Genomic DNA, 21,643 nt, shown 5'->3' on the forward strand with positions numbered 1-21,643 from the left:
AATCTATAAATAACAAAATAATGTGCTATTTGGGAGGGATTTACTTGAAAAATATGAGTAATGCATTTGACTGCTTTTTAAAAGAAGCTCCGGAACAATCGAAAACATGGTTAGAAACTGTTCAAAAATTAGACGAGGCTAGCAGCCTTGATTCCAAAACAGAAGAGATTGCTTATATTGCTGTTTTAGCGGCGGTTGGACTGCTAAGTGGTCTTCCTTTTCATGTAAAACATGCTCAGGAGTTAGGTGCTACTAGAGATGAGATTAAAAGTGCAGTTTTATTAGCGCTCCCCGCAGTAGGAAATAAGGTGATTACTGCGTTGCCGATAGCACTTGAAGCCTATGATAGTGAATTTAAAGGAAAGTAGACGTTTTGTTTATTTCAACAAGATGAGGGAATGAAAACCTGTCAGATGTATTATTGGATACATTTGGCAGGCTCCTTTGAAATTTTGAATCATTATGGTATAATTTTCATTAAAGAAATATTTGGTAGGCAAACCACCCGAAAGGATGGGACGCAAAGCCGTGGGTCTAAAGGAATTTTCTAAGACTGCCAGGTTACATCATTAATTACGATGATAACCTGGTTTTTTATTGCAATAAAATGAGAAATCATTGATGTAGCTATCACTAAAGTTATCGTTCCATGTTGGCTTTGTTTTCTGAACTTTAAAGTGGAAGAGAAAGGACGATAAGATGAATTTTGGTAAGCAGACAGTTCTCGTTGTTGATGATGAAAAATTTCACTGTAATTTATTAATGAAAATTTTGCAAGATAATTATAGTGTTTATTGTGCAACTTCCGGGTCACAGGCTTTAAAGATCATTATATCTCGAAAAATTGATCTTATTTTATTAGATATAATGCTACCAGATATTGATGGCTACGAAATTTGTCGGCAAGTCAAAGAAAATCCGGCTACTCAAGACATAGTAGTAATATTTATTTCTTCCAATTCCTCTCCGCAGCATCAAACAACAGGGTTTTCAATGGGAGCGGTTGATTACATTACGAAGAACACAGACATAGCAGTTATAAAAGCCCGTATTGAGAGTCAGCTTGAATTAAAAAAGCAAAGAGACATTTTAGTGAGTTTGTCAATGATTGATAAATTGACAGAGATATATAATCGTCGTTTTTTAGAAGAGGCATTAAATAAATTATGTCTTAGCTCACATCGTAATAATGAATATTTATCAGCGATAATGATTGATATAGATTTTTTTAAAAACTACAATGATATCTATGGGCATTTAGAAGGCGATGAGTGTTTGAGAAAAGTTAGCCAAACAATAAAAAATTCACTTTCTAGGTCAATCGATATTGTCGGTAGATATGGTGGAGAAGAATTTGTTGTCTTACTGCCAGCAACACCGCTTAGTGGTGCAATTGTAGTTGCCCAGAGGATTCAAGAAAATATAAAAAAATTAGCTTTAAAACATGAGATGTCAGATGTAAGTGAGTTTATCACAGTTAGCATGGGAGTTGCATCATTGAAACCAAATGATGATTATAAACCGGCTAAGCTCATTAAACGCGCTGATATAGGACTCTATAATGCGAAAAGAGAAGGAAGAAATTGCTATATTTCTATCGAAGAATGAAGTGGGAATATCTTAAATTCTGTAAAAATCTCTAAGCTGGTATGAGCTTAGAGATTTTTATTGCATATGAGGAATGTCCCTCATTTTGTGTAAACGCAACTGGTATAAAAAGAGTATATATTTTTATAGGGGAAAAACAGTCATCTTGGCTAGTTGTCCCTTGCTTGCATTATACGGAAAAGCCCCTTGCTGTCAAGGTATTCAAGTCTGTCAGCCAAAATATTTCTAGTTGGGAATGAATTCGGGATAGTCTCTCACAATAAAAATGGCTTGATAGTTTAGTTGTGATACCAGGTTTTAAAGCGCCTTATTTTACCTAATAACCCCCTTGAATTACCATCAAAACAAATAGCTCTATCATCGACATACACTATTGCGGGCGGCTTGTGTACAGCTACGTCATCAACGACTATGCCATATTGTTTTAACCATGTATTAATAGCTTCTTTTCCCCCAGTTTGATGGCAGCGAGTAGACACAATCACAACTCGATAATGCTTTCGAATCTCCTCAATCGCCTCTTTTATCCCCGTAACAGGTGGATCAGGAATAACTTCAACTCCCTGAAATCCACTTGTATAGCTGTGGATCACACCATCAAAATCAAGTACAACGGTTTTGACCATTATTATTTGCTCCTTATGATTTATTTCGAAATACTTCCCCCAGGGCAAGGCAGAACCTAGTGTATTTGCTGTGGCATCCGCACATATACAGCCTCGTAACAGCAAGAGTAATCATTATGGTACTGTCCCAGATAATTATCTTTACAATTAGAGAATTGTATTATGCAATTCTCTAATAAGAGTTTTATTTGCATTTGTAATCCTTGCTACTTTTCAGCTTACTTATTCTACCAATCGATCGATAAAAGAATTTCTGGAAATGGCTACTTTAGTAACAATTTTACATCACAAAGTCACTAAATATCTGTTCAGGAAAAATCGCTTTATTCCGGTATCGAAGACGTTATATTAGTTGCTCTTTAAGGACAAGGAATTGTTAAATTCGCTAAGTATACCCAAAAAACATCTAGTAGATGCTCTATTGCTATAGGTTTGACAAAAAGGGTTTTTTCTATAAAAAAAAGAAAGCAAGAAAAGAGAACTATAAAGAACTTCTTGGGGGGACAAAATTGTATGCACAAAGTTTTGGCGCTACGACGCTTGGCCTTGACGGAATTATTATTACCGTAGAAGTCGATATTAGTAACGGAATACCCTGTTTTGATATCGTGGGATTACCTGACACCGCTGTTAGAGAATCAAAAGAACGGGTTCGGTCTGCTTTAAAAAATTCTGGATTTATATATCCGCAAAAACGTATTACTGTAAATTTGGCTCCAGCAGAACTCAAAAAAGATAGCTCTGGATTAGATTTGCCTATTGCTATGGGAATTTTATGCGCTAGTGAACAGCTCGCTCAGGACAAAATTAACAATTGTCTTTTTTCGGCCGAATTATCTTTAGAAGGTCGTTTGCGGCCGATAAGTGGTATTTTACCAATGGTCATAGCCGCAAAAAATCAGGAACTGAATGCTGTTTATGTAGCGCCGGAAAACGGATCTGAAGCATTACTTATGGGAAATCCTTTTGTTGGAGCTGCCGCTACATTACGCCAGCTTGTTGGCTATTTGACAGAGAATCAGGCTCTGCCTTGTATTGAGGCAGAGCCTGAAGCATTTCTTAGCGGAAATTACGAGTTCGATTTTGCTGATGTTCAAGGGCAACTTGTTGCTAAAAGAGCTATGGAAATTGCCGCTGCTGGCGGCCATAATCTACTTATGGTCGGCCCACCAGGAGCGGGAAAAACAATGCTGGCGAAAGCACTGCCTTCTATTTTACCGCCGCTTACAGAAGAAGAAGCATTAGAAGTAACCAAAATCTATAGTGTCAGCGGCGAATTGCAGAGGCCTTCAGGCCTTATACGAAAACGATCTTTTCGCCACCCTCACCATACACTTTCAGCTGCAAGCATGATTGGTGGCGGGAGAATCCCTAGACCGGGAGAAGTAAGTCTAGCTCATCATGGGGTATTATTTCTCGATGAACTGCCCGAGTTTTCACGTCAGGTGCTTGAAGTATTGCGGCAACCCTTAGAGGATGGTATTGTAACTATTGCTAGAGTAAATGCCACTATTTCATTTCCTGCTAGATTCGTATTAATTGCTTCAGCTAATCCATGCAATTGCGGCTTCTTTCCTAGTGATCGCTGTACCTGCTCTGAACAAGAGGTTCGACGATATCAACATAGAATCTCAGGGCCCTTGCTTGATCGTATTGATATCTATTTATGGGTAGAACCCGTTTCTTACGATGATTTATCCCTAAAATCGCAAGGTGAACCATCAGAAACGATCCGTAAACGAGTTACCGCGGTAAGAAATCTGACGCAAGAGCGATTGGCACCATGGAGTATTTTTTGCAATGGACAAATGAGCCATAAACAGGTGTTAAAAACTTGTTGTTTAACTGTAAGTGCGCAAAAATTACTTAAAGGCGCCTTTCAAAAACTAGAGCTGAGTGCTCGCGGTTATGATCGAATTTTAAAAGTAGCACGAACAATTGCCGATTTAGATCAAGAAGAACAAATTACAGATCGTCACATTGCTGAAGCAATTCAATTTCGCAACCCTTTATTTAAAGCGTAGAAATAGTTTAGTAATGGGTACGTTCCCGAAATCTCCGCAAATATACGAAATAAGGAAGATCTTAGCGTTTAAACTGTCAAGCCATTCTAGTTTGAAACAAGACTATTATGAGTATTCGTGGGCTTATCTCTCTTTATTAAATTTTGAATTTTAGTACGGCGTTTCTCATTCCTTCTGCCAATCTTGCTAAGGCTTGGCTGGCAGAAGCAACTTCTTCCATTGTAGCCGATTGTTCTTCTGTTGCGGCAGATACGGTTTCCGATTGCTCTGCCGTTTTACGGCTCAAGTCATCAATGATTTTGGCCGAAAATACAATTTCTTCACTATTCGTTGACATCTGATCCATTGTTGTAGAGATACTTTTCATTTGATTAGAGACTCCTATAATTAATTCTGCAATATTTTTGAAAGTTTTCCCGGCGAGAGTTACAACCTCAGTACCAAGTTTTACTTCTTTTGTACCAGAATTCATGGAATTAACGGCTTTATCGGTTTCATTTTGTATTTCCGTGATCAATTCAGCAATTTGTTTTGCCGCATCTTGAGATTGTTCAGCTAATTTTCGAACTTCTTCTGCCACTACAGCAAAGCCTCGACCTTGTTCTCCCGCTCTTGCTGCCTCAATTGCGGCATTTAAGGCCAAAAGATTTGTTTGGCCAGCGATGCCAGAGATTGTATCAACAATTTGCCCAATTTCTTTAGAACGTTCGCCAAGTTTTTGTACAACTTCAGCCGAGGCAAATACGGTTTTTTCAATATTATTCATTTGAGTAATTGCCTTTTCTACCGAGTGATTTCCTTCGTTTGCTTGATTGGAAGCGTTTTCGGATTGTGTTGAAACTGTATAGGCTGTATCCGTTGCTTCTAGGATATTTCCTGCAAGATTATCTACTATATTTGATGTTTTTAATGCCGCTTGTAGTTGTTGTTCGGCGCTTTTAGCCACATCATTGATTGAAGAGGCGACTTGAGTAGAAGCTAATGCAGATTGCTCAGCACTAGCATATAATTGCTGAGAAGAAGCGGCCACCTGTTCCGAGGATTCATGGATTTGTTTTAGGATGGATCGTAAGTTCATTCGCATGTTAAGTAAAGCGTTTGAAACTTGGCCAAATTCATCTTGATTCATGATGCGCCGAGGCTTATCCGTAAAATCTCCGGCAGCGAGTTCTTCACAAAATGACACCATGCTTTTTAAAGGATTTACAATTTGCTTGGAAATGTAATATCCGCTTATTAAGAAAATAGAACCTAACAACATAACGAGAAAAATAGTAATTCGATTTGATGTATTAAAAGAATCCGTGGATTTTTGTTTCGTTTGTAATGATACTTTATTATAGTATTCTGAAACTTGTCTCATATCGTCAATAGAAGCTTGAGCTTGTTTTTCAACAGTTTTTACATAAAGTTGATAGGCTTCTTCATTTTTATTTTGCAGAGCAAGAGCTAGTGTTTGTTGACTGCTTGCTAAATAGGATTGGAGAGATATTTTAGCTTTGTTGAGTAACTCTTGACTCTGCGTATCATGGGGTTTACTTTCAATTAATCCGAAATTATCATTGAGCTGTCTAGTTCGTTGATCAATTAGGTTTTTAAGTTCTGAATTTTTTTTATCATCGGTCGTTAGCATTAATTCCAGAATGGCAGCATTCATTCTATTTATGTAAGATCTATTTTCGTTAACGAGAGCTATGGGAACAAGGCAGTCATCATAGATATAGTTTGTCATATCGTTTGATTGATGTAGGAAGACGTAGCTAATATATCCGAAGAGAATTAAAGATAAAAAGGCGATTGCGTTTAAAAGGAATAATTTAGAACGAACCGTTACAGTCCTTAAAAAATTCATAGTACCCCTCCTAAATAATTTTTACTTACATATATTCGACTGTAATTATCAAAAACCTACATTTTTAACATGCGAATGTTATTTATTGTCGTAATAACTGGAAAAGAGCTTTAAAATATAATTAGATTTTGTTTGTTTTCTAAATAAGTGATTAACTCATCTGTTAATTATGTCTAAAATAGGCCAATCATTAAAGGTAAAAATAAAAATTGATAAAAATTTTTAAAACAAAAGAAGGAAAATGGTATATTTTGTCGAAAAAACAAGTAAACAGGAAGGGAGAGGTAATATGGCATTGTCAGGTTGGGATAATAAATATAGCGTTAATATTCCTGTAATGGATAAGGATCATCAAAAGCTAATTGAAATGATTAGTAATTTACATCAAGCCATGAAGACTGGCCAGAGTAAACCAATGTTGTCATCGCTTTTAAGTGATTTAACGCATTATGCTCAAGATCATTTCGCCAGTGAAGAAAAATATTTATCATCAATAGCAAGTCAGGAACTTTCTACTCAAAAACAGCAACATGTCACTTTTTTGAATAAAATTGATGAATTTAAATCAACTTATGAGGCCGGAAATACAATTTTAGCTATTCAGATACTACCATTTCTAAATAATTGGTTTTTGAATCATATTATGCAAATGGATATGAAATATAAACAATAAAGAGGAGGTATCAATATGGCCTTAATCGAATGGACCTCTAATTTTAGTGTGCATCTTTCTGAATTTGACGAAGAACATAAACAATTGGTTGCTATGATCAATTCTTTACATGAGGCAATGAAATCCGGAAAAGGGAAGGATTCAATGGCTGCTTTACTTGATAAAGCGACTGTGTACGCACAAAAACATTTTGCCCATGAAGAAAAAATGATGCTTCAGTATAATTACCCTAAATATAAAGAACATAAAGAAATTCATGATGAATTTGCCCAAAAAGTAACAGAACTTCGTGGTTTGCATGATCAAAACTTGTTGCAGGCAAATCAACTTCTAAATATCTTACGGGAGTGGTTGATCAATCATATTTGTAATACCGATATGCATTATTCTAGTTTTTTCTTAAAGGCAATGAAAGAAGAAAAGTGATGTGTATTTAGATACAAGAAGAACCTTACACTACGGGCGATCTGCCGCAGGTGAGATGGTTAAAGAATCAATTAGACAACCTAAAAAGCAGCTATTGAAGGACAATTTCCTTAGTAGCTGCTTTTATTTTTATATCTTCCATTTGATTTTTTGTATCAAAAGCCATATAATCAAAGACGAACAAATGTTCTGTTTAGGAAAAAGCGATATAGCGCAGAAAAATTTGCCTGTAAGTTTCTATAGAATTTATGACAATATAGAATATGGCGGGAAGCGTTTTTGTAAAAGGATTAGCGGGACATAATAAAGATATGGAGGCGCATGAGGTTATTTTGATCAAGGTTGACCGTTTACGAATGCGATAGACTTGCAGGATTTGCGATAAAAAAGTCAAACTGTTTGATGAGAATGGTATTTGGTTCATAGTAATCGACTAAAGGGAGGAATTTTATGCGTTTAAGCTGCAAGTGTGGAAATACAGAGAGTTTATCTGCCAAAATGGAAGGCTTTGATTTTGAGATTGTCAGAGTCTCAAATGATAGTAAGACGATTGTAATAGCTGTAAAGTGTCGGCGCTGTGGCACACAGTCCGAGAAAATTTTACTCGGAGCATAAAACAGAGTTGTCATGAGTTAGTCACAATCTTTATGTATGATTTAAGTATCAAAATAAAGAAGGTGATTTTATGTTTCATCATGGCGGCTTTTTTATCTGGGGCATAGCTAGCGCGGTTATTCATGTAATGATTGCAGGCGGTTTTTTATATTTGCTGTTTAGTATCGCAAAATCGTTAAAACGCATTGCTGCTAAAATGGATAAACAAGAATAAAATAAGTTCCAATTGCAAAGCGGTTAGAAAAGTAAGCTGCGAAATCGTATTAATTGATATAAAAACGTCTTGGAAAAATAATTAAGAAGTTCCTTGACATTAATAAGGTACCTGTATATAATTAAAAACAGAAGGTACCTTATTATTTTGAAAAGGAGAGATAATTATGGAACAAGATAGAAATTTAATTGAACAGTTTGTTGTTTTTAGCCGTTTAATGATGCATAAACATCATCATATGAAAGGTTGTCAAACACATAATCCTTATCGTGGGCAAGGTCGTATTCTTTCTCTACTGAAACTGGAGCCTAAAATGAGTCAGAAGAAGTTATCATTTTTATTGGGGATTCGGCCCCAATCAATTGGTGAACTTCTGGGAAAATTGGAGCAGGCCGGTTATATTAAAAGAAACCAATCAGCAGAAGATCGCCGGGCAATGGAAATTGAACTTACCGAACAAGGTTTGGCGGCAGCTGTTGCTGACGAAACACCGCAGGAAAAAGAAAACAGTCTGTTTGATTGCCTTAATGATGAAGAGAAAACGAATCTTTCCTCCTATATGGACAAGCTTATTGAATCACTGAAAGAGGGACTCGGTGAGCAGGCAGAGGAAATGTTAAAGCATCATCATGGGCCACATGGACATCATGGTCACGAATGTCATGAAGGACATGGCCATCATTGCGGCGGTCAAGGCCATCCTGGGCAACATTGGCATCATCATCAATTTGAAGGTCAAGACGACCAGAAACATAAATAAGAATAACCATACGATATATAACAAACCCAGCTATTACCAATGGTAGTAGCTGGGTTATTTTTTCTTTTAAATAAGAATCTGCTTATTTTTTTCATTATGTGATATTTATTACAGCTTGGAGAGTTATAGGGTGATAAATTTATAGTATGATTTTTAGTTATTGAAAGATTCTTTTGCAAAACAGCTAAAAATATATTATAAGGAGAATAGAAAAATGGATATTGATAATTTATTACGACAGCATCATGATATTCTTGCTTTAGTTGGAGAACTTGAAAAGTATAAAACAGGTGATTTACTTCAAAATAACGCGGTTACGGTGGCAAAATCTTTAGCTCAATTAGCGGGGATATTAAAAATGCATCTTTCCTCTGAAGATAAATTCTTATATCCAAAGCTATTACAAAATACTGATGCAACAATTCATACAACAGCTAAGCTTTTTATTAATGAAATGGGAACGCTGGGACAATCATTTGAAACCTATAAGATGTCTTATATGGGCGCCAGTAAAATTGCGGCTCAGGCTGATAATTTTATAAAAGAAACCCAGAGCATTTGTGCAGCAATTCGCGAAAGAATGAATAAAGAAGAACATGATTTATATCCCTTATTAAAATGAGACTTTATTTGCGATGTAAAGTGCATTGAAATTGCACTTTTTCCGTACCTATATTTTTATAGGAGTGCGGTTGATCTGATTGAAAGCATAGGGTGTCGCCAGCTTCCAGCTTATAAGCATCATCATTAATATTAAACAATAACATTCCTTCGATTACAAATACGTATTCATCTGAATTTTCACCATGTGAAGGAGCTGTGTGGATTTTTCCTGGATCAAGTTCAGCAATGAAAATTTCAATTAGCTTATTCGAATTGGAGAAAATGGGGTATAATTTCATTCCTGTCAGATGATCAATAATTGGTATGATTTCTTTTTTCCTTGCGACGCTGATCTGAGGTTGTGCTTCCTGAATTAAGTCTTTAAATCTTACTTTGAGACCAACAGCTATTTTCCATAGAGAATTTACGGTTGGATTGGCATCGCCGTGTTCAATCTGACTCAGCAGTGCTTTACTTAACCCTGACGATTCAGCCAGTTTATCAAGGCTCATTTTCTTCTCTTGGCGCAGTCGTAGCAGGTTTTGGCTAATGATCATATTAATTTTATTCAAAAAATCGCCTCCGTTTATATAAAGAAATACTTATCTTGGCAATCCTATGAAATTAATATTATGACCCAAAAGGCCAAAATCCTGTTTGTTGCGTTGAAAATAAAAAAATGGCATCGATTATAAGTCAATTCGATGCCATAGAAAGAGTATTGTTACCAATCGTCTGTAAGGGAAAACCTTACAATTAGCCGGGAGGAAAATAGATTTTGGTCTTGATCATAAATACGAATTAGTTTTCGGAATGCATATTCTTTTGAAGCGGGATAACCGTCTTTACAAAAATAAGTAATTACAGTTGAAAAATTCATTTTCTCTCCTTCCTTTCGCTAAAATATGACAATTGTTTGTTAAATATATTCTAACATAAATTGCGTTTTTTTCAATATAATAAACGATAATTTTTTTGTGATTTCTTTTAATTGGATAATAGTTGGAAAGCACATATGGAAAAAATTCACTTGCGGCATAAATAAAACATAATTTTGTAACACTTCTTCTTTGCGCACATAGTCTATAGTAACCCCGATCTTGATAAAGGCTAGTGTGATAAGGAGGCAGTATTATGAATTTTGGTCGCGGAAATAGCTGGTGGATCATTATTATTATCATTTTATTGCTTTTATTCTGTTGTGCAGATGACTGTTCATCTACTTGTTAAGCCAATAGGATAGGTAATAGGAAAACATAAGTAAATCAGGTTATCCCAGTAATCCTAAAAACTTCTGCTAGAACCTTGGCAGAAGTTTTTATTTTGAGCTAAAAAAAGTATAAAATGCTACGTTGAATAAAAATATAAAATGACTTATAATTATACAAACAGATGAAATAAGGAGATGGCAAAACAATGAAAAGTAGAGTTTTCGTTGACGGGCAGGAAGGTACAACAGGCTTAAAAATTCACGAATATTTATCGAAACGTTCCGATATTGAGTGGCTCAGTATTGATTCAGATAAACGAAAAGATACAACAGAACGTAGTCGCTTGATTAATTCGGCAGATATTGTTTTTCTTTGTCTGCCTGATGCCGCAGCCAGAGAGGCTGTCGCTTTGATAGAAAATGATCATACACGAGTAATTGATGCCAGTACTGCTCATAGAACTAATCCTGATTGGGCATATGGGTTGCCTGAACTTAGCCCGGCGCATCGGGAGAAAATCAAACAGTCTAAACGAGTTGCTGTACCTGGCTGTCATGCCAGTGGCTTTGCTATGGGAATGTATCCTCTGGTTAAAGCGGGGATTGTTTCGCCTGATTATCCTGTAACTTGTACCTCATTAACAGGGTATAGCGGCGGTGGAAAGAGCTTAATTGGGAAATATGAAAGTGCTGAAGCGGGTCAATTGAATAGTCCCCGTCCTTACGGGTTGACCCTGCAGCATAAGCATTTGCCAGAAATGCAGGTTATATCCGGTCTTAATTATCCACCAGTTTTTGTACCGATTGTTGCAAATTATTTCAAAGGAATGGGAGTTTCTCTGCCTCTCTATTCGCACATGTTGCAGAAAGAAATGACGGCTGAACAAGTTCATGACTTTTTTGCCGATTACTACTCTGGGGAAACTTTTTTAAAGGTTATGCCCTACGATTCGAGCGCTTTTCTTGATAATGGCTTTTTTACTGTAGAAGACTGCAATGATACAAATCGGGTAGAACTTTTTGTGTTTGGCAATAATGACCGTATTCTAGTTGCAACTCGCTTTGATAATTTAGGGAAAGGCGCTTCTGGTGCGGCTGTCCAATGCATGAATATTATGCTCGGTGTACCAGAGGATACAGGTCTTCAAGCTTAGTTTTATTGGTTTTTATTTGTATGTAAAGAGGTGCTTTTATAGCATCTCTTATTTTATTTCCTGGGAAATTATGTAATTCAAAACCTAAAATACTTGGTTTTATGGCAAATGCTTGACTTTTATCTTTATTTTAGGCAAGCTTAGAGATAATTTATGACTTGTATCATAGCAAGAGTAATGTGGGAGGGGTTTATATAAAACCGTTAAAACGCTTAATTGCTACAGCACTAGGCCAAGAGGAACCTGATAGGGTATTGAAAAATGGCAGAATTTTTAATGTTTTTACAGGCGAATTTATGGAAGGCGATATAGCAATTGTTGAGGGGTATATTGCTGGAATTGGCAAATACCGTGCTAAAGAGGAATTGGATATGAAGGGGTTTATTTTAACGCCTGGATTTATTGACGCCCACATGCATATAGAAAGTTCGATGGTCAGCCCAAGTGAATTTGCGAAAGCTGTTGTTCCGATCGGGACAACGACGGTCATTGCTGATCCTCATGAAATTGCTAACGTATTAGGTGGCGAAGGCATTCAGTATATGCTCGACGCAACCGAAGACCTACCGCTCAATGTTTATTTTATGCTGCCTTCTTGTGTACCGGCTACAGAGTTTGAACATGCTGGCGCCCAGCTCTTAGCAGCAGATCTTGCTACTTTTCTCGATCACCCTCGCGTATTAGGTTTGGGAGAAATGATGGATTATCCTGGTGTAATAACTGGTAAAGAAGAAGTATTGGCTAAACTAGCTCTGGTGCAGGGGAAAATGATTGACGGACATGCTCCCGGTGTTACGGGAAAAACTTTGGCCGCATATATTGCTGCAGGCATTCAATCTGACCATGAATGTTTAACTGCGTCGGAAGCGATGGAACGGTTGGCACAGGGAATGTATATTATGTTGCGGGAAGGTTCCGCTGCCCAAAATCTTCGTTCACTTTTAGCGGCAGTTACAGCGCATACTTTGCCACAATGCCTTTTAGCGACAGATGATCGTCATCCGGAAGACTTAATTGAATTTGGTCATATCAATTATCTTATTAAGCTTTCTATTGAAGCAGGACTTGATCTAAGTTGGGTTTTGAAAATGGCAACCATCAATACTGCTAGGTATTTTGGCTTAAAAGAACTTGGCGCCATAGCAACTGGTTATCGAGCCGATATTTTAGCTTTCTCTGATACTACTACCTGGAAGCCGACTGTTGTTATTAAGGATGGGAAAGTTGTTGCTAGAGAGGGCGCCTGTTTATCTCATAATTTGGTTAGGAAACAGCAAGTTGTTACGAATACGCTTTGCTTAGGTCCGATAAAAAAAGAGAAGTTAAGAATTCCCGCTGAATCGACTCAAGCTAGAGTAATTGGTCTGATACCAAGGCAGTTGGTTACCACTTTATTGACGTTGCCTGTTCCTAGTTATAAGGGAGAGTTTTTACCTGACGTTAAACAGGATATTATCAAACTAGCCGTATGGGAGAGGCATCATGGCAGTGGAAATGTTGGGGTAGGTTTATTGCAAGGTTTTGGCTTACGACAAGGTGCAATTGCTTCTACTGTAGCACACGATTCCCATAATCTTATTATTGCGGGCACGAGCGATGATGATATGATGCTTGCATTAGAGGAAATACAGCGCTTGCAAGGCGGGCTTGCCATTGTAGATAATGGCAAAGTTTTAGGATCTTTAGCTTTGCCGCTGGCAGGTTTAATGACAGAGCTTCCTGTGGAAGAAGTAAGAGAGAGGCTTTTATTTTTGCAGCTTTTAGCAAAAAAGCTTGGTATTCGAGATGTCTATGATCCTTTTATGACTTTAGCTTTTTTAAGTCTTCCAGTAATTCCCAGTGTCAAACTAACGGATTGTGGTCTGGTTGATGTAGCGCAAGGCAAAATTCTACCAGTTTCACTGTAAGATCAGTTGATTCGACTAAAAATTTTTTACGAAAGAAAAAGGAAATCGCAGTATTAAGTAGAATTATCGAATTAGAGTAAATAATAAGATAATTGTTTTATGTTTCTTTTTTGACTAGTGCCCTAAATAAAGGGTGTTGATTTACAAGTAATTTGCGAGAAGGAGAGAAAATCATGATGGATCAAGTGATGGACCCTTTAGTAAGCGTAAATGCTTTAGAAAAAATTGTTTTGGGTAATGGTGACTTTTGGCTGATTCCTTTAAAAGCGGGAAGCCCTGTGCGAATTGGCTATACCGTACAGGAAGCGAAAGATCGGTTAAAAGAAATGGGCAAAGAAGAGCAGTTTCCTTATCTTATGCAAAAATAAAGAAGAAATAACGAGTTCGCTTGAGTTAATCAGGCGGACTTATTTTTTTAAAATTAGCAGCACTCCTAATAAAATAAAACTGGTTCCAGCCCAAAAACCAAGAGTAACCTCTTCGCCAAGTAGCAACCAGCCTAGACACGTTCCCACGAGCGGCTGAAAAAAGAAATATATGCCGCTTTTACTTGCTTCCACAAGCAGCAGGCCTTTATTCCAAAAATGAAACGCGCCAGCCGTAGAAATAACGCCTAAGTAGAAGAGTCCGCTCCATAAGGTAGGGTCTTCTTGGATTAACTGCCAAGGAATATTTGGCAAAGAAGCGTATACGAATGGAGTTAGCGTAAGAGTAGCCGTGAAAATAGCATAAGTAGTAATCAATAAAGATGAATAGCGAGCGGGGACAAGCTTAATCAGTACGGACATTAATGCCCAGGTGATTGCAGCGAAGCCTAGAATCAATCCGCCAATTAGCGATGCATCTTGCTGACTGCCAAAGCCAGCGATTAAGATAACGCCAGCCGAGGCCAAAAGAACGGATAAGCCTTTACGCCACGTTATCGTTTCTTTTAATAGAAAGCGAGCAAAGACGACCATGAGTGCTGGAGTTGCCGCTGTGATTACGGCTCCCATCTGAGCGGAGGCCAAATGAGTTCCAACAAATTGCGCCCAAATCGAAAGAAAATATCCAATAAAACCAATTATAAAAAGGAGAGGAATGTCTTTCCAGCGAATCGAAAGCGATTGTCGCGAAAAGAAACAGAGCAGTAATAAGGCGCTTAGAGCGATTATATAGCGAAGCCAGATAAGCTCTAGTGCTGGAATCACTGTTAGAACTACTTTGCTGACCACGTAAGTTCCACCCCAGATGCTAGCTGCTATCGTTAAATAAAAAGGGCCAAGATAAGATGTTTTCATTGATGGAAACCTTCTTTCTAGTAAAGAATCATTATGAATGATTATACTATAAAACAGGGTTTTTATGATGTTTTAAAATTGTTTGCATTTTACTATCTATTTGATTTGATCAATATTATCGGACTTTTCGGTGTTTATCTTTTGCCACTCAGTGAAAGATTTTAACTGTTGAGACGCTTTTTATAGTGCTTTTATGCAAATTACAGTATACTTAAATCCATAAATTATTTAAAACTATAGAAATGGGGTTTATAAGCGAATGAATGCAAGTCAAGAATCTTTTGCCAAGAAGTATGGATTACTAATTGGACTTATTGCCATGATCGCTATCTTACTGTTGCCACCGTCGCCGACATTGCCTGTTGCGGGGCATCGGATGTTGGCTATTTTGGTATTTTCTATTGTGGTGTGGATGACTGATGCGATTTCCTATCCTGTCAGTGCGGCAGTTATTTTAAGTTTGATGTCTTTTTTATTAGGGACGGCGCCTAACCCGGCAAAGCCTGATGTTTTACTTGGAACAAATGCCGCATTGACATCGGCGTTAAGTGGGTTTTCTAATACGGCTCTGGCCCTTGTCGGCGGTGCTTTATTTTTAGCCGCTGCAATGACACAAACCGGGCTTGACAAACGGATTGCCTTGTTTGTTTTATCTAAAATAGGAGCTAAGACAAATCGGGTTTTAATGGGTGTTATTGCGGTTGGTTTTATTTTGAGCTTTTTTGTACCAAGCACAACAGCTCGTGTTTCTTGTCTTGTACCGATTGTTATGGGGATTATTACCGCCTTTGGCGTGGATAAGAAGAGCCGCTTTGCTGGCGTTATGATGATTGCTGTAGCACAGGCTGATAGTATATGGAACGTAGGGATTAAAACAGCTGCGGCTCAGAATATGATTGCCCTTGGATTCATAGAAAAACAATTAGGCGTATATATTACTTGGATGGACTGGTTTGTTGCTGCTGCGCCTTTTGCGGCAATTATGTCTGTGGTTCTTTATTATGTTCTTATTAAAATGATGCCGCCGGAAACAAAAGAAGTCGCAGGTGGTAAAGAAGCCATTGCCCGTGCTCTAGCTGAGCTTGGACCCATGAGCCTTGCTGAGAAAAAGTTAATGGCGATGTCTTTTATTCTGCTTTTCTTCTGGTCTACGGAGAAGATTGCTCATCCTTTTGATACGTCAACTACAACGATTGCAATGATTTCCTTAATGTTGTTACCGAAGATCGGGATTATGACCTGGAAAGATGCGCAGGCTAAGATTCCCTGGGGAACTTTGATTTTATTCGGTGTTGGCATTAGTTTGGGTTCCGCTTTATTATCAACAAAAGCAGCTGCTTGGTTAGCGAAAATCATTGTAACGCTCTTTGGGTTGCAGACTATGCCCGCTTTGGTGATCTTAGCAGTTATGGCAGCTTTTTTGATCATTATTCATTTGGGATTTGCCAGTGCGACTGCTTTGGCAGCGGCGATGATTCCTATTATTATCTCAATTTTACAAGGGAGCACCATCACTGGCATTAACGTAGTTGGTCTTACTATGATCTTGCAATATGTCATCAGTTTTGGTTTTATTCTTCCTGTAAATGCACCACAGAATATGATTGCTTATGGTACGGAAACTTTTGAAGTAAAAGATTTTATTCGTACCGGAGTTCCCCTAGCTTTAATTGCTTACGGCTTAATTTTGTTGCTCGGAGCAACTTATTGGAAATGGATTGGTATTGTGTAAGGCTTTTTTATCGGAATAGAAAGTGCTAGGCCCTACTGTTACAGTAGGGCCTATTTTGCAGAATTAGCAGGATTTTTCTTGGCGAAAGAGAATTTAAATCGATTAGATTTTTTCAAGAAAACGGGAGGGGAATATGGGATTAATTCCTGAACTATTAAGTGAAATGGCTTTAATTGCCATGGTTGCTTATTTAATAGGGCGTAACAAGTACTTAGTTAATTGTATGATTCGTCCGGCTACTTTTTCTTCACAACTTGTATTAACATTAATTTTCTCTAGTTTATCCATTATGGGAACTTATAATGGTATGCCAATAGAGGGGGCTTTGGCCAATAATCGAACCGTTGGCGCTTTAATGGGCGGGTTTATGGGAGGCCCTTATGTTGGTTTTGCTGTAGGGGTGATCAGCGGTTTTCATCGCTATGTATTAGGCGGATTTACGGCGGAAACTTGTGGTTTTGCTACTATTTTAGCAGGTCTGATCTCAGGTTGGGTACGTCATAAAGTTGGCATCGTTCAGGTGCCATGGAAAACAGCGGCTTTGGTTGCTTTTCTCGTTGAAGTGATTCAAAAACTGATGGTTCTTGCTTTTGCAAAACCCTTTGAGGCTGCATGGGCGTTAGAGAAAGCGATTGCTGTTCCGACAACTCTTGTTTCTGTCATTGGAACAGTCGTGTTTGTTCTTATCATTAAAGATATTCGTGCTGAACAGGATTTAGCAGGTGCTAGAGCGGCCGAATTAGCATTAAATATCGCCCGGAGAACCAGTGTCTATTTGCGTAATGGTCTTACTGTGCAATCGGCCGGAAAAACAGCTCAGTTTATTTATGAATTAGCTGAGGTCGATGCGGTAGCGATTACCAATAAGGAGAATATTTTAGCTTTTATTGGATCAGGCAGTGATCATCATAAAGTGGGTGAAAAAATTTTGGCTTCTTCCACGCAGGCGGCCTTAGACAGTAGACATCCCGTTATTTTTAACACATCAGAAGAGCAAGGCTGTATTGTACCCGAATGTCCACTGCAATCAGGGATTGTGGCGCCGCTTATTGTTGGTAGCGAAGTAGTTGGTACGATAAAAATTGCTAAAACGCAGAAAAATTCAGTTACTTCGATTGACACTCATATTGTTGATGGCTTAGCAAGTCTGTTATCGGCGCAGATTGAGCTTGATGAAATTGAACAACAGAAAAAACTGAGGGAAAGAGCCGAGTTAAAAGCGTTGCAGGCGCAAATTAATCCTCACTTCATTTTTAATACGATTAATATTATTATTTCTTTTTGTCGTACCGATCCGAATATGGCACGAGAACTTCTTGGTCATTTAGCTACCATGATGCAGTTCAATTTTAGTGAACATGGTGAATTTATCAGCTTAAACGAGGAAATAGAAGGGATTCATGCTTATTTAGAAATAGCCAAAGCGAGGTTTGGACCAAGGCTTACTGTGGGTGTTGATGTAATTAATTGTGAGGGAAGCGAGAAACTGCCAGTTCTATTTCTGCAGCCTATAGTGGAAAATGCTATTTTACATGGGCTGTTTCCGAAAATTGCTGAGTGTCATTTGAAGGTGGAAATTCGGCGAACGCAGCAGGAATTGTCTGTCGAGGTTTATGATAATGGCGTAGGAATGGAAAGGCAGCAAGTAGAGGCTGTTTTCGCTGAACAAACAGATGGCATCGGTCTTGTGAATGTCCAGCGTCGCTTAATCGGTCTTTACGGTAAAGAGAGAGGATTACAGATTCAAAGTAAAGTCGGACAAGGCACTACGGTGCGAATGCAAATCCCACTTAAGGAGGCGACTCGTCAGTATGCCGTTTAGAACAGTCATTGTTGATGATGAGCAGCCAATTTGTGATGAAATTGAATATCTATTAAAAAGTCATATTGATATGGAAGTGACCCAAAAATTTTGCAATAGCTTGGATGCTTTGACTTACTTAGCAAAGAACGATTGCGATCTTTTGTTCCTTGATATCAAAATGCCGCAAATGACTGGACTGGAATTAGTACAAAAACTAGATGTGTTGCGTCAACCGCCACTCGTCATTTTTTTAACAGCTTTCCATGAGCATGCTCTCGAAGCTTTTAACACTTTAGCCGTGGGATATATTACGAAACCGGTGACTCAGGCGAAAATTACGAAGGTATTGCATAAAATTCGTCTGTTATCAACACGGGAAACAGTTGAACTTTCTCCTGTTTCTAGGATCTGTGCAATCGAAAAGGGAAATCTGGTTCCCGTTGATAAAAAAGCGATTGTTTTAGCTTATGTGAAAGATAAAGACGTTTTTATTCGCACGAAAGAAAAGGAGTTTCCTGTTGCACTGACTTTGCAGGAGGTCGAGGCCGCATTAAACGATGGATCGTTTATGCGCGTGCATCGCCAATATATTATTAATCTCGATTTTATTGCGGAAGTTGTTCCCTGGTTTCACGGTTCCTTTCTTTTGCGTATGTCTGATTGCAAGCATGAAGAAGTGCCAGTGAGCCGCAATAAAGTAAAAGCGTTGAAAACCGTTCTGGGGATTCGTTAAAAAAGCACAGAAAAAGGAATTGAGAAGATTCCTTCTTTCTGTGCTTTTTATTTTAATTTATATGCTTTTTAACTAAACTTTGAATCGATTGACAGCTTGCTGTAACTGTTGCGCCATATCCGCTAGGTTTTGACTTGCTGAAGAAATTTCTAGCATAGAGGCGGATTGTTCTTCTGTTGCAGCGGAAACAGTTTGGGCCTCGGCAGCTGTTGTTTTACTTAAATTATCAATGGAAGTCATTGCGGTAGCTATTTCACGGCTTCCTTGTCCCATTGTTTCGATTGCGGCAGAAATGTTAGCAACTTGGCCGGAGACTTCTGTAATTAATTCGGCAATTTGCCGGAACGCTTCACCAGAAGATACAACGACTTCCGTTCCTAGTGCAACTTCCCGTGTGCCTTGATCCATTGCTGTGACAGCTTCATTCGTATCCGATTGAATTTCATGGATTAATTCGGCAATTTGTTTTGCTGCTTCTTGCGACTGTTCCGCTAGTTTGCGAACTTCTTCAGCAACGACAGCAAAGCCACGGCCTTGTTCGCCAGCTCGAGCAGCTTCAATAGCAGCATTTAAAGCAAGTAAATTAGTTTGTCCGGCAATTCCGGCAATCGTATCGACAATTTGGCCGATTTCTTTGGAACGTTCGCCGAGATTGGCAACAACTTTTGCGGAAGTATTTACTGTCTTTTCGATGAGTTCCATTTGATTGATTGCTCGTGAGACCGATGTGCCGCTTGCCTGTGCCTTCTCGCTTGCTATCGCTGATTTATCAACAGCGCCACGGGTATTTGTGATAATTTCGTTGCTATTGGCAAGCATTTTATCAACAATAATCTTAGTTCTTTCTACTGCATGAAGTTGATGTGCTGCATTCTCTGCAATATTGGTTACCGAAACTGCAACTTGATTAGAAGCCTGTGAAGACTCTTCCGCACTTGCTGTCAGTTCCTCTGATGATGCTGCAACATGCTCGGAGCCTGTATGTACCTTTAGAATCAGATCTCTTAAGTTTTGCACCATGGAGTTAAAACCGCTGGCAAGAATACCAATTTCATCTTTTCCGGTTACGGTACTTTGAACCGTGAGATTTCCTGATGATACTTCCTGGACATCTTGAGCGAGGGCTTCGATCGGTTTAGACAAACGATTGGCTGTCACATAGGTAATGCCAATAACAATTAGAATAGAAAGAACAGCGATAATTGTTAAAAGCCAACTCAGATGGGTGAGAGAAGCAAAAACGACCTTTTCCGGTACGGTAATGGCCAAAGTCCATCCAGTAGAAGGAACTTTTTGATAAACCATTAAATAGGTTGTACCGTTTAAATCATAGCTGCTATACCCATCATTGCTGGCAAGCATTTTTTTCATCATATCACTATAGGGTTTTAATTTTTCGACTTCAAAGACGTTTTTAGATAGAAGTTCGTTGTCGGGATGGGCCAGCATCATGCCTTTGCTATCCATGAGAAAAGCATATCCTTGGCCGTAAATATTGATTTCTTTAATCGTATCAACAAGAGTTTGAAGTAAAATATCTTCAGCTAAAATACCACGAATTTGACCTGTAGAAGTTTTTAGCGGCATGGCTACAGATACGGCCATTTGATTTGTTACTAAATCTAAATAGGGATCGGTAAAGACTAATTTCTTCTGCTCCATGCCCGTTTTATACCAGCCACGTGCTCGGGGATCATAGCCGGGAGGGGGAGCCCAACCGCTGCCATCAATCATTTTGCCATCTTGACTACCAAAGTATAGATCGGAAACACCTGGATCAACATTTTTGTAACCGGCGACCATTGGAACCGTGATTTCGCCATCACCCACAGTAGTTTGAATGGTTCCGGCGGTGGTTTCAAGAATTTTTCCTTTAGTCAGCAACCAGCCTTCCAATCTATTTACTTGTGAGTTTACATTGTTTTTTAATTCACTATGAATTCGTACGGTCATTTCATTCTTTGTAAATAAGTACCCAGCTAAGGATGATACTAAAAGAATGATTGCTGATAAGAGTGAAAAAATCAATGTAAGTTTGGTACGTAAACTCATAAAATGCATCCTCCTTCATTCATATTTATATCGGTCATTTTTTTATTATAACAGGGATTGTTTCAAATCCATAGGCTAAAAGGCTGATTTTTATGAATCAAAGCTAAGAAAAATGATATTAAAAGTGAGATACTGTTTTATTTAATATAATGAATGAAAATGTTTAAGATTACTTAAACTCAAATGGCTGTATAAGTGGTTTCGTAGATAAAAATGAAATAGAGTAGTGAATAAAAATGTGAAGAAAAAAGTGTTGACATAAGTGAATCTGCTGTGCTATTATATACAAGTCGCCGCTGAGCGACACGAAAACAGAAAAGAATCATCGCTTCTAAAAACGAAGGCGAAACGGTTAAAAAAGAAACTTTGA

The 21,643-nt window shown here is 38.2% G+C and carries 21 protein-coding genes and 1 riboswitch; of the genes, 15 read left to right on the plus strand and 6 right to left on the minus strand.

The features are described from left to right. Positions 1-53: 53 nt before the first annotated feature. Both AC0NJP_RS13735 and AC0NJP_RS13740 read left to right on the plus strand, forming a co-directional pair. Complete coding sequence (locus tag AC0NJP_RS13735; protein ID WP_474040454.1) at positions 54-368, plus strand: carboxymuconolactone decarboxylase family protein; 315 nt, start codon at positions 54-56, stop codon at positions 366-368. A 117-nt stretch (positions 369-485) separates the two neighbouring features. Beyond that, positions 486-569: riboswitch (cyclic di-GMP riboswitch) on the plus strand. A gap of 130 nt (positions 570-699) precedes the next feature. Continuing rightward, a complete protein-coding gene (locus AC0NJP_RS13740; RefSeq protein WP_474700171.1) occupies positions 700-1,608 on the plus strand; it encodes a GGDEF domain-containing response regulator in 909 nt (302 codons plus the stop codon). Between the two features lie 278 nt (positions 1,609-1,886). Here AC0NJP_RS13740 and AC0NJP_RS13745 read toward each other — a convergent pair whose 3' ends face one another. Then, complete coding sequence (locus AC0NJP_RS13745) at positions 1,887-2,234, minus strand: HAD family hydrolase (RefSeq protein ID WP_474700172.1); 348 nt, start codon at positions 2,232-2,234, stop codon at positions 1,887-1,889. Between the two features lie 509 nt (positions 2,235-2,743). Between AC0NJP_RS13745 and AC0NJP_RS13750 the strand changes: the two genes are divergently transcribed. Further along, entirely contained in the window at positions 2,744-4,258 is a 1,515-nt protein-coding gene (locus tag AC0NJP_RS13750; protein ID WP_474700173.1) for a YifB family Mg chelatase-like AAA ATPase, read from the plus strand. Between the two features lie 136 nt (positions 4,259-4,394). On the opposite strand, the gene AC0NJP_RS13755 is transcribed toward AC0NJP_RS13750, so the two are convergent. After that, entirely contained in the window at positions 4,395-6,110 is a 1,716-nt protein-coding gene (locus tag AC0NJP_RS13755) for a methyl-accepting chemotaxis protein (protein WP_474040091.1), read from the minus strand. Between the two features lie 289 nt (positions 6,111-6,399). Here AC0NJP_RS13755 and AC0NJP_RS13760 point away from each other — a divergent pair, with 289 nt between their 5' ends. The 6 genes from AC0NJP_RS13760 (at position 6,400) to AC0NJP_RS13785 (ending at position 9,420) form a co-directional block, all read left to right on the plus strand. Then, entirely contained in the window at positions 6,400-6,783 is a 384-nt protein-coding gene (locus tag AC0NJP_RS13760) for a bacteriohemerythrin (protein ID WP_474040090.1), read from the plus strand. A 15-nt stretch (positions 6,784-6,798) separates the two neighbouring features. Continuing rightward, positions 6,799-7,209 (plus strand): bacteriohemerythrin, encoded by a 411-nt coding sequence (locus AC0NJP_RS13765; protein WP_474040089.1) that lies wholly within the window; start codon positions 6,799-6,801, stop codon positions 7,207-7,209. Positions 7,210-7,659: 450 nt separating this feature from the next. Further along, a complete protein-coding gene (locus AC0NJP_RS13770) occupies positions 7,660-7,824 on the plus strand; it encodes a hypothetical protein (protein ID WP_474700174.1) in 165 nt (54 codons plus the stop codon). 70 nt (positions 7,825-7,894) lie between these two features. Continuing rightward, positions 7,895-8,038, plus strand: coding sequence for a hypothetical protein (locus AC0NJP_RS13775; RefSeq protein WP_474700175.1), 144 nt, complete (start codon positions 7,895-7,897; stop codon positions 8,036-8,038). Between the two features lie 166 nt (positions 8,039-8,204). Beyond that, positions 8,205-8,798: a MarR family winged helix-turn-helix transcriptional regulator gene (locus tag AC0NJP_RS13780; RefSeq protein ID WP_474700176.1), complete on the plus strand. Its 594-nt coding sequence runs from the start codon at positions 8,205-8,207 to the stop codon at positions 8,796-8,798. Between the two features lie 214 nt (positions 8,799-9,012). Then, entirely contained in the window at positions 9,013-9,420 is a 408-nt protein-coding gene (locus AC0NJP_RS13785) for a hemerythrin domain-containing protein (protein WP_474700177.1), read from the plus strand. 4 nt (positions 9,421-9,424) lie between these two features. Here the strand turns inward: AC0NJP_RS13785 and AC0NJP_RS13790 are convergent, their stop codons facing one another. Continuing rightward, positions 9,425-9,973, minus strand: a complete 549-nt coding sequence (locus AC0NJP_RS13790) for a helix-turn-helix domain-containing protein (RefSeq protein ID WP_474700178.1) — start codon at positions 9,971-9,973, stop codon at positions 9,425-9,427. Positions 9,974-10,817: 844 nt separating this feature from the next. Between AC0NJP_RS13790 and argC the strand changes: the two genes are divergently transcribed. The 3 genes from argC to AC0NJP_RS13805 all read left to right on the plus strand — a co-directional run bounded on the left by argC (position 10,818) and on the right by AC0NJP_RS13805 (position 14,040). Further along, positions 10,818-11,765 carry an N-acetyl-gamma-glutamyl-phosphate reductase gene (gene argC, locus AC0NJP_RS13795; protein ID WP_474700179.1) on the plus strand — a complete coding sequence of 316 codons (948 nt, stop codon included), beginning with the start codon at positions 10,818-10,820 and terminating at the stop codon, positions 11,763-11,765. A 179-nt stretch (positions 11,766-11,944) separates the two neighbouring features. Then, positions 11,945-13,672 carry an adenine deaminase gene (gene ade, locus AC0NJP_RS13800; protein WP_474700180.1) on the plus strand — a complete coding sequence of 576 codons (1,728 nt, stop codon included), beginning with the start codon at positions 11,945-11,947 and terminating at the stop codon, positions 13,670-13,672. Between the two features lie 173 nt (positions 13,673-13,845). Beyond that, a complete protein-coding gene (locus AC0NJP_RS13805; RefSeq protein ID WP_474040081.1) occupies positions 13,846-14,040 on the plus strand; it encodes a hypothetical protein in 195 nt (64 codons plus the stop codon). A gap of 39 nt (positions 14,041-14,079) precedes the next feature. Here the strand turns inward: AC0NJP_RS13805 and AC0NJP_RS13810 are convergent, their stop codons facing one another. Beyond that, positions 14,080-14,952: a DMT family transporter gene (locus AC0NJP_RS13810; RefSeq protein WP_474700181.1), complete on the minus strand. Its 873-nt coding sequence runs from the start codon at positions 14,950-14,952 to the stop codon at positions 14,080-14,082. A gap of 259 nt (positions 14,953-15,211) precedes the next feature. On the opposite strand from AC0NJP_RS13810, the gene AC0NJP_RS13815 reads away from it, so the two are divergent. The 3 genes from AC0NJP_RS13815 to AC0NJP_RS13825 all read left to right on the plus strand — a co-directional run bounded on the left by AC0NJP_RS13815 (position 15,212) and on the right by AC0NJP_RS13825 (position 19,221). Beyond that, complete coding sequence (locus AC0NJP_RS13815) at positions 15,212-16,684, plus strand: DASS family sodium-coupled anion symporter (RefSeq protein WP_474700182.1); 1,473 nt, start codon at positions 15,212-15,214, stop codon at positions 16,682-16,684. Positions 16,685-16,817: 133 nt separating this feature from the next. Beyond that, entirely contained in the window at positions 16,818-18,506 is a 1,689-nt protein-coding gene (locus tag AC0NJP_RS13820; RefSeq protein ID WP_474700183.1) for a LytS/YhcK type 5TM receptor domain-containing protein, read from the plus strand. After that, on the plus strand, positions 18,496-19,221 hold the full coding sequence (locus AC0NJP_RS13825) for a LytR/AlgR family response regulator transcription factor (protein ID WP_474700184.1): 726 nt from the start codon (positions 18,496-18,498) through the stop codon (positions 19,219-19,221). Before AC0NJP_RS13820 ends, AC0NJP_RS13825 begins: the two co-directional genes overlap by 11 nt. A gap of 72 nt (positions 19,222-19,293) precedes the next feature. On the opposite strand, the gene AC0NJP_RS13830 is transcribed toward AC0NJP_RS13825, so the two are convergent. Further along, entirely contained in the window at positions 19,294-21,273 is a 1,980-nt protein-coding gene (locus AC0NJP_RS13830) for a methyl-accepting chemotaxis protein (RefSeq protein ID WP_474700185.1), read from the minus strand. A gap of 179 nt (positions 21,274-21,452) precedes the next feature. Next, positions 21,453-21,643, minus strand: a 191-nt coding sequence (locus AC0NJP_RS13835; RefSeq protein ID WP_474700186.1) for a hypothetical protein, incomplete at its 5' end; no start/stop codon positions are given.

It is taken from the genome of Pelorhabdus sp. sgz311002 (assembly GCF_056134285.1).

Excerpts from the sequence above, each read along its gene's own strand:
- AC0NJP_RS13735 (WP_474040454.1), top strand. The coding sequence starts at position 54 with ATGAGTAATGCATTTGACTGCTTTTTAAAAGAAGCTCCGGAACAATCG.
- AC0NJP_RS13740 (WP_474700171.1), top strand. The coding sequence starts at position 700 with ATGAATTTTGGTAAGCAGACAGTTCTCGTTGTTGATGATGAAAAATTT.
- AC0NJP_RS13745 (WP_474700172.1), bottom strand. The coding sequence starts at position 2,234 with ATGGTCAAAACCGTTGTACTTGATTTTGATGGTGTGATCCACAGCTAT.
- AC0NJP_RS13755 (WP_474040091.1), bottom strand. The coding sequence starts at position 6,110 with ATGAATTTTTTAAGGACTGTAACGGTTCGTTCTAAATTATTCCTTTTA.
- AC0NJP_RS13760 (WP_474040090.1), top strand. The coding sequence starts at position 6,400 with ATGGCATTGTCAGGTTGGGATAATAAATATAGCGTTAATATTCCTGTA.
- AC0NJP_RS13765 (WP_474040089.1), top strand. The coding sequence starts at position 6,799 with ATGGCCTTAATCGAATGGACCTCTAATTTTAGTGTGCATCTTTCTGAA.
- AC0NJP_RS13770 (WP_474700174.1), top strand. The coding sequence starts at position 7,660 with ATGCGTTTAAGCTGCAAGTGTGGAAATACAGAGAGTTTATCTGCCAAA.
- AC0NJP_RS13775 (WP_474700175.1), top strand. The coding sequence starts at position 7,895 with ATGTTTCATCATGGCGGCTTTTTTATCTGGGGCATAGCTAGCGCGGTT.
- AC0NJP_RS13780 (WP_474700176.1), top strand. The coding sequence starts at position 8,205 with ATGGAACAAGATAGAAATTTAATTGAACAGTTTGTTGTTTTTAGCCGT.
- AC0NJP_RS13785 (WP_474700177.1), top strand. The coding sequence starts at position 9,013 with ATGGATATTGATAATTTATTACGACAGCATCATGATATTCTTGCTTTA.
- argC (WP_474700179.1), top strand. The coding sequence starts at position 10,818 with ATGAAAAGTAGAGTTTTCGTTGACGGGCAGGAAGGTACAACAGGCTTA.
- AC0NJP_RS13805 (WP_474040081.1), top strand. The coding sequence starts at position 13,846 with ATGATGGATCAAGTGATGGACCCTTTAGTAAGCGTAAATGCTTTAGAA.
- AC0NJP_RS13810 (WP_474700181.1), bottom strand. The coding sequence starts at position 14,952 with ATGAAAACATCTTATCTTGGCCCTTTTTATTTAACGATAGCAGCTAGC.
- AC0NJP_RS13815 (WP_474700182.1), top strand. The coding sequence starts at position 15,212 with ATGAATGCAAGTCAAGAATCTTTTGCCAAGAAGTATGGATTACTAATT.
- AC0NJP_RS13820 (WP_474700183.1), top strand. The coding sequence starts at position 16,818 with ATGGGATTAATTCCTGAACTATTAAGTGAAATGGCTTTAATTGCCATG.
- AC0NJP_RS13825 (WP_474700184.1), top strand. The coding sequence starts at position 18,496 with ATGCCGTTTAGAACAGTCATTGTTGATGATGAGCAGCCAATTTGTGAT.
- AC0NJP_RS13830 (WP_474700185.1), bottom strand. The coding sequence starts at position 21,273 with ATGAGTTTACGTACCAAACTTACATTGATTTTTTCACTCTTATCAGCA.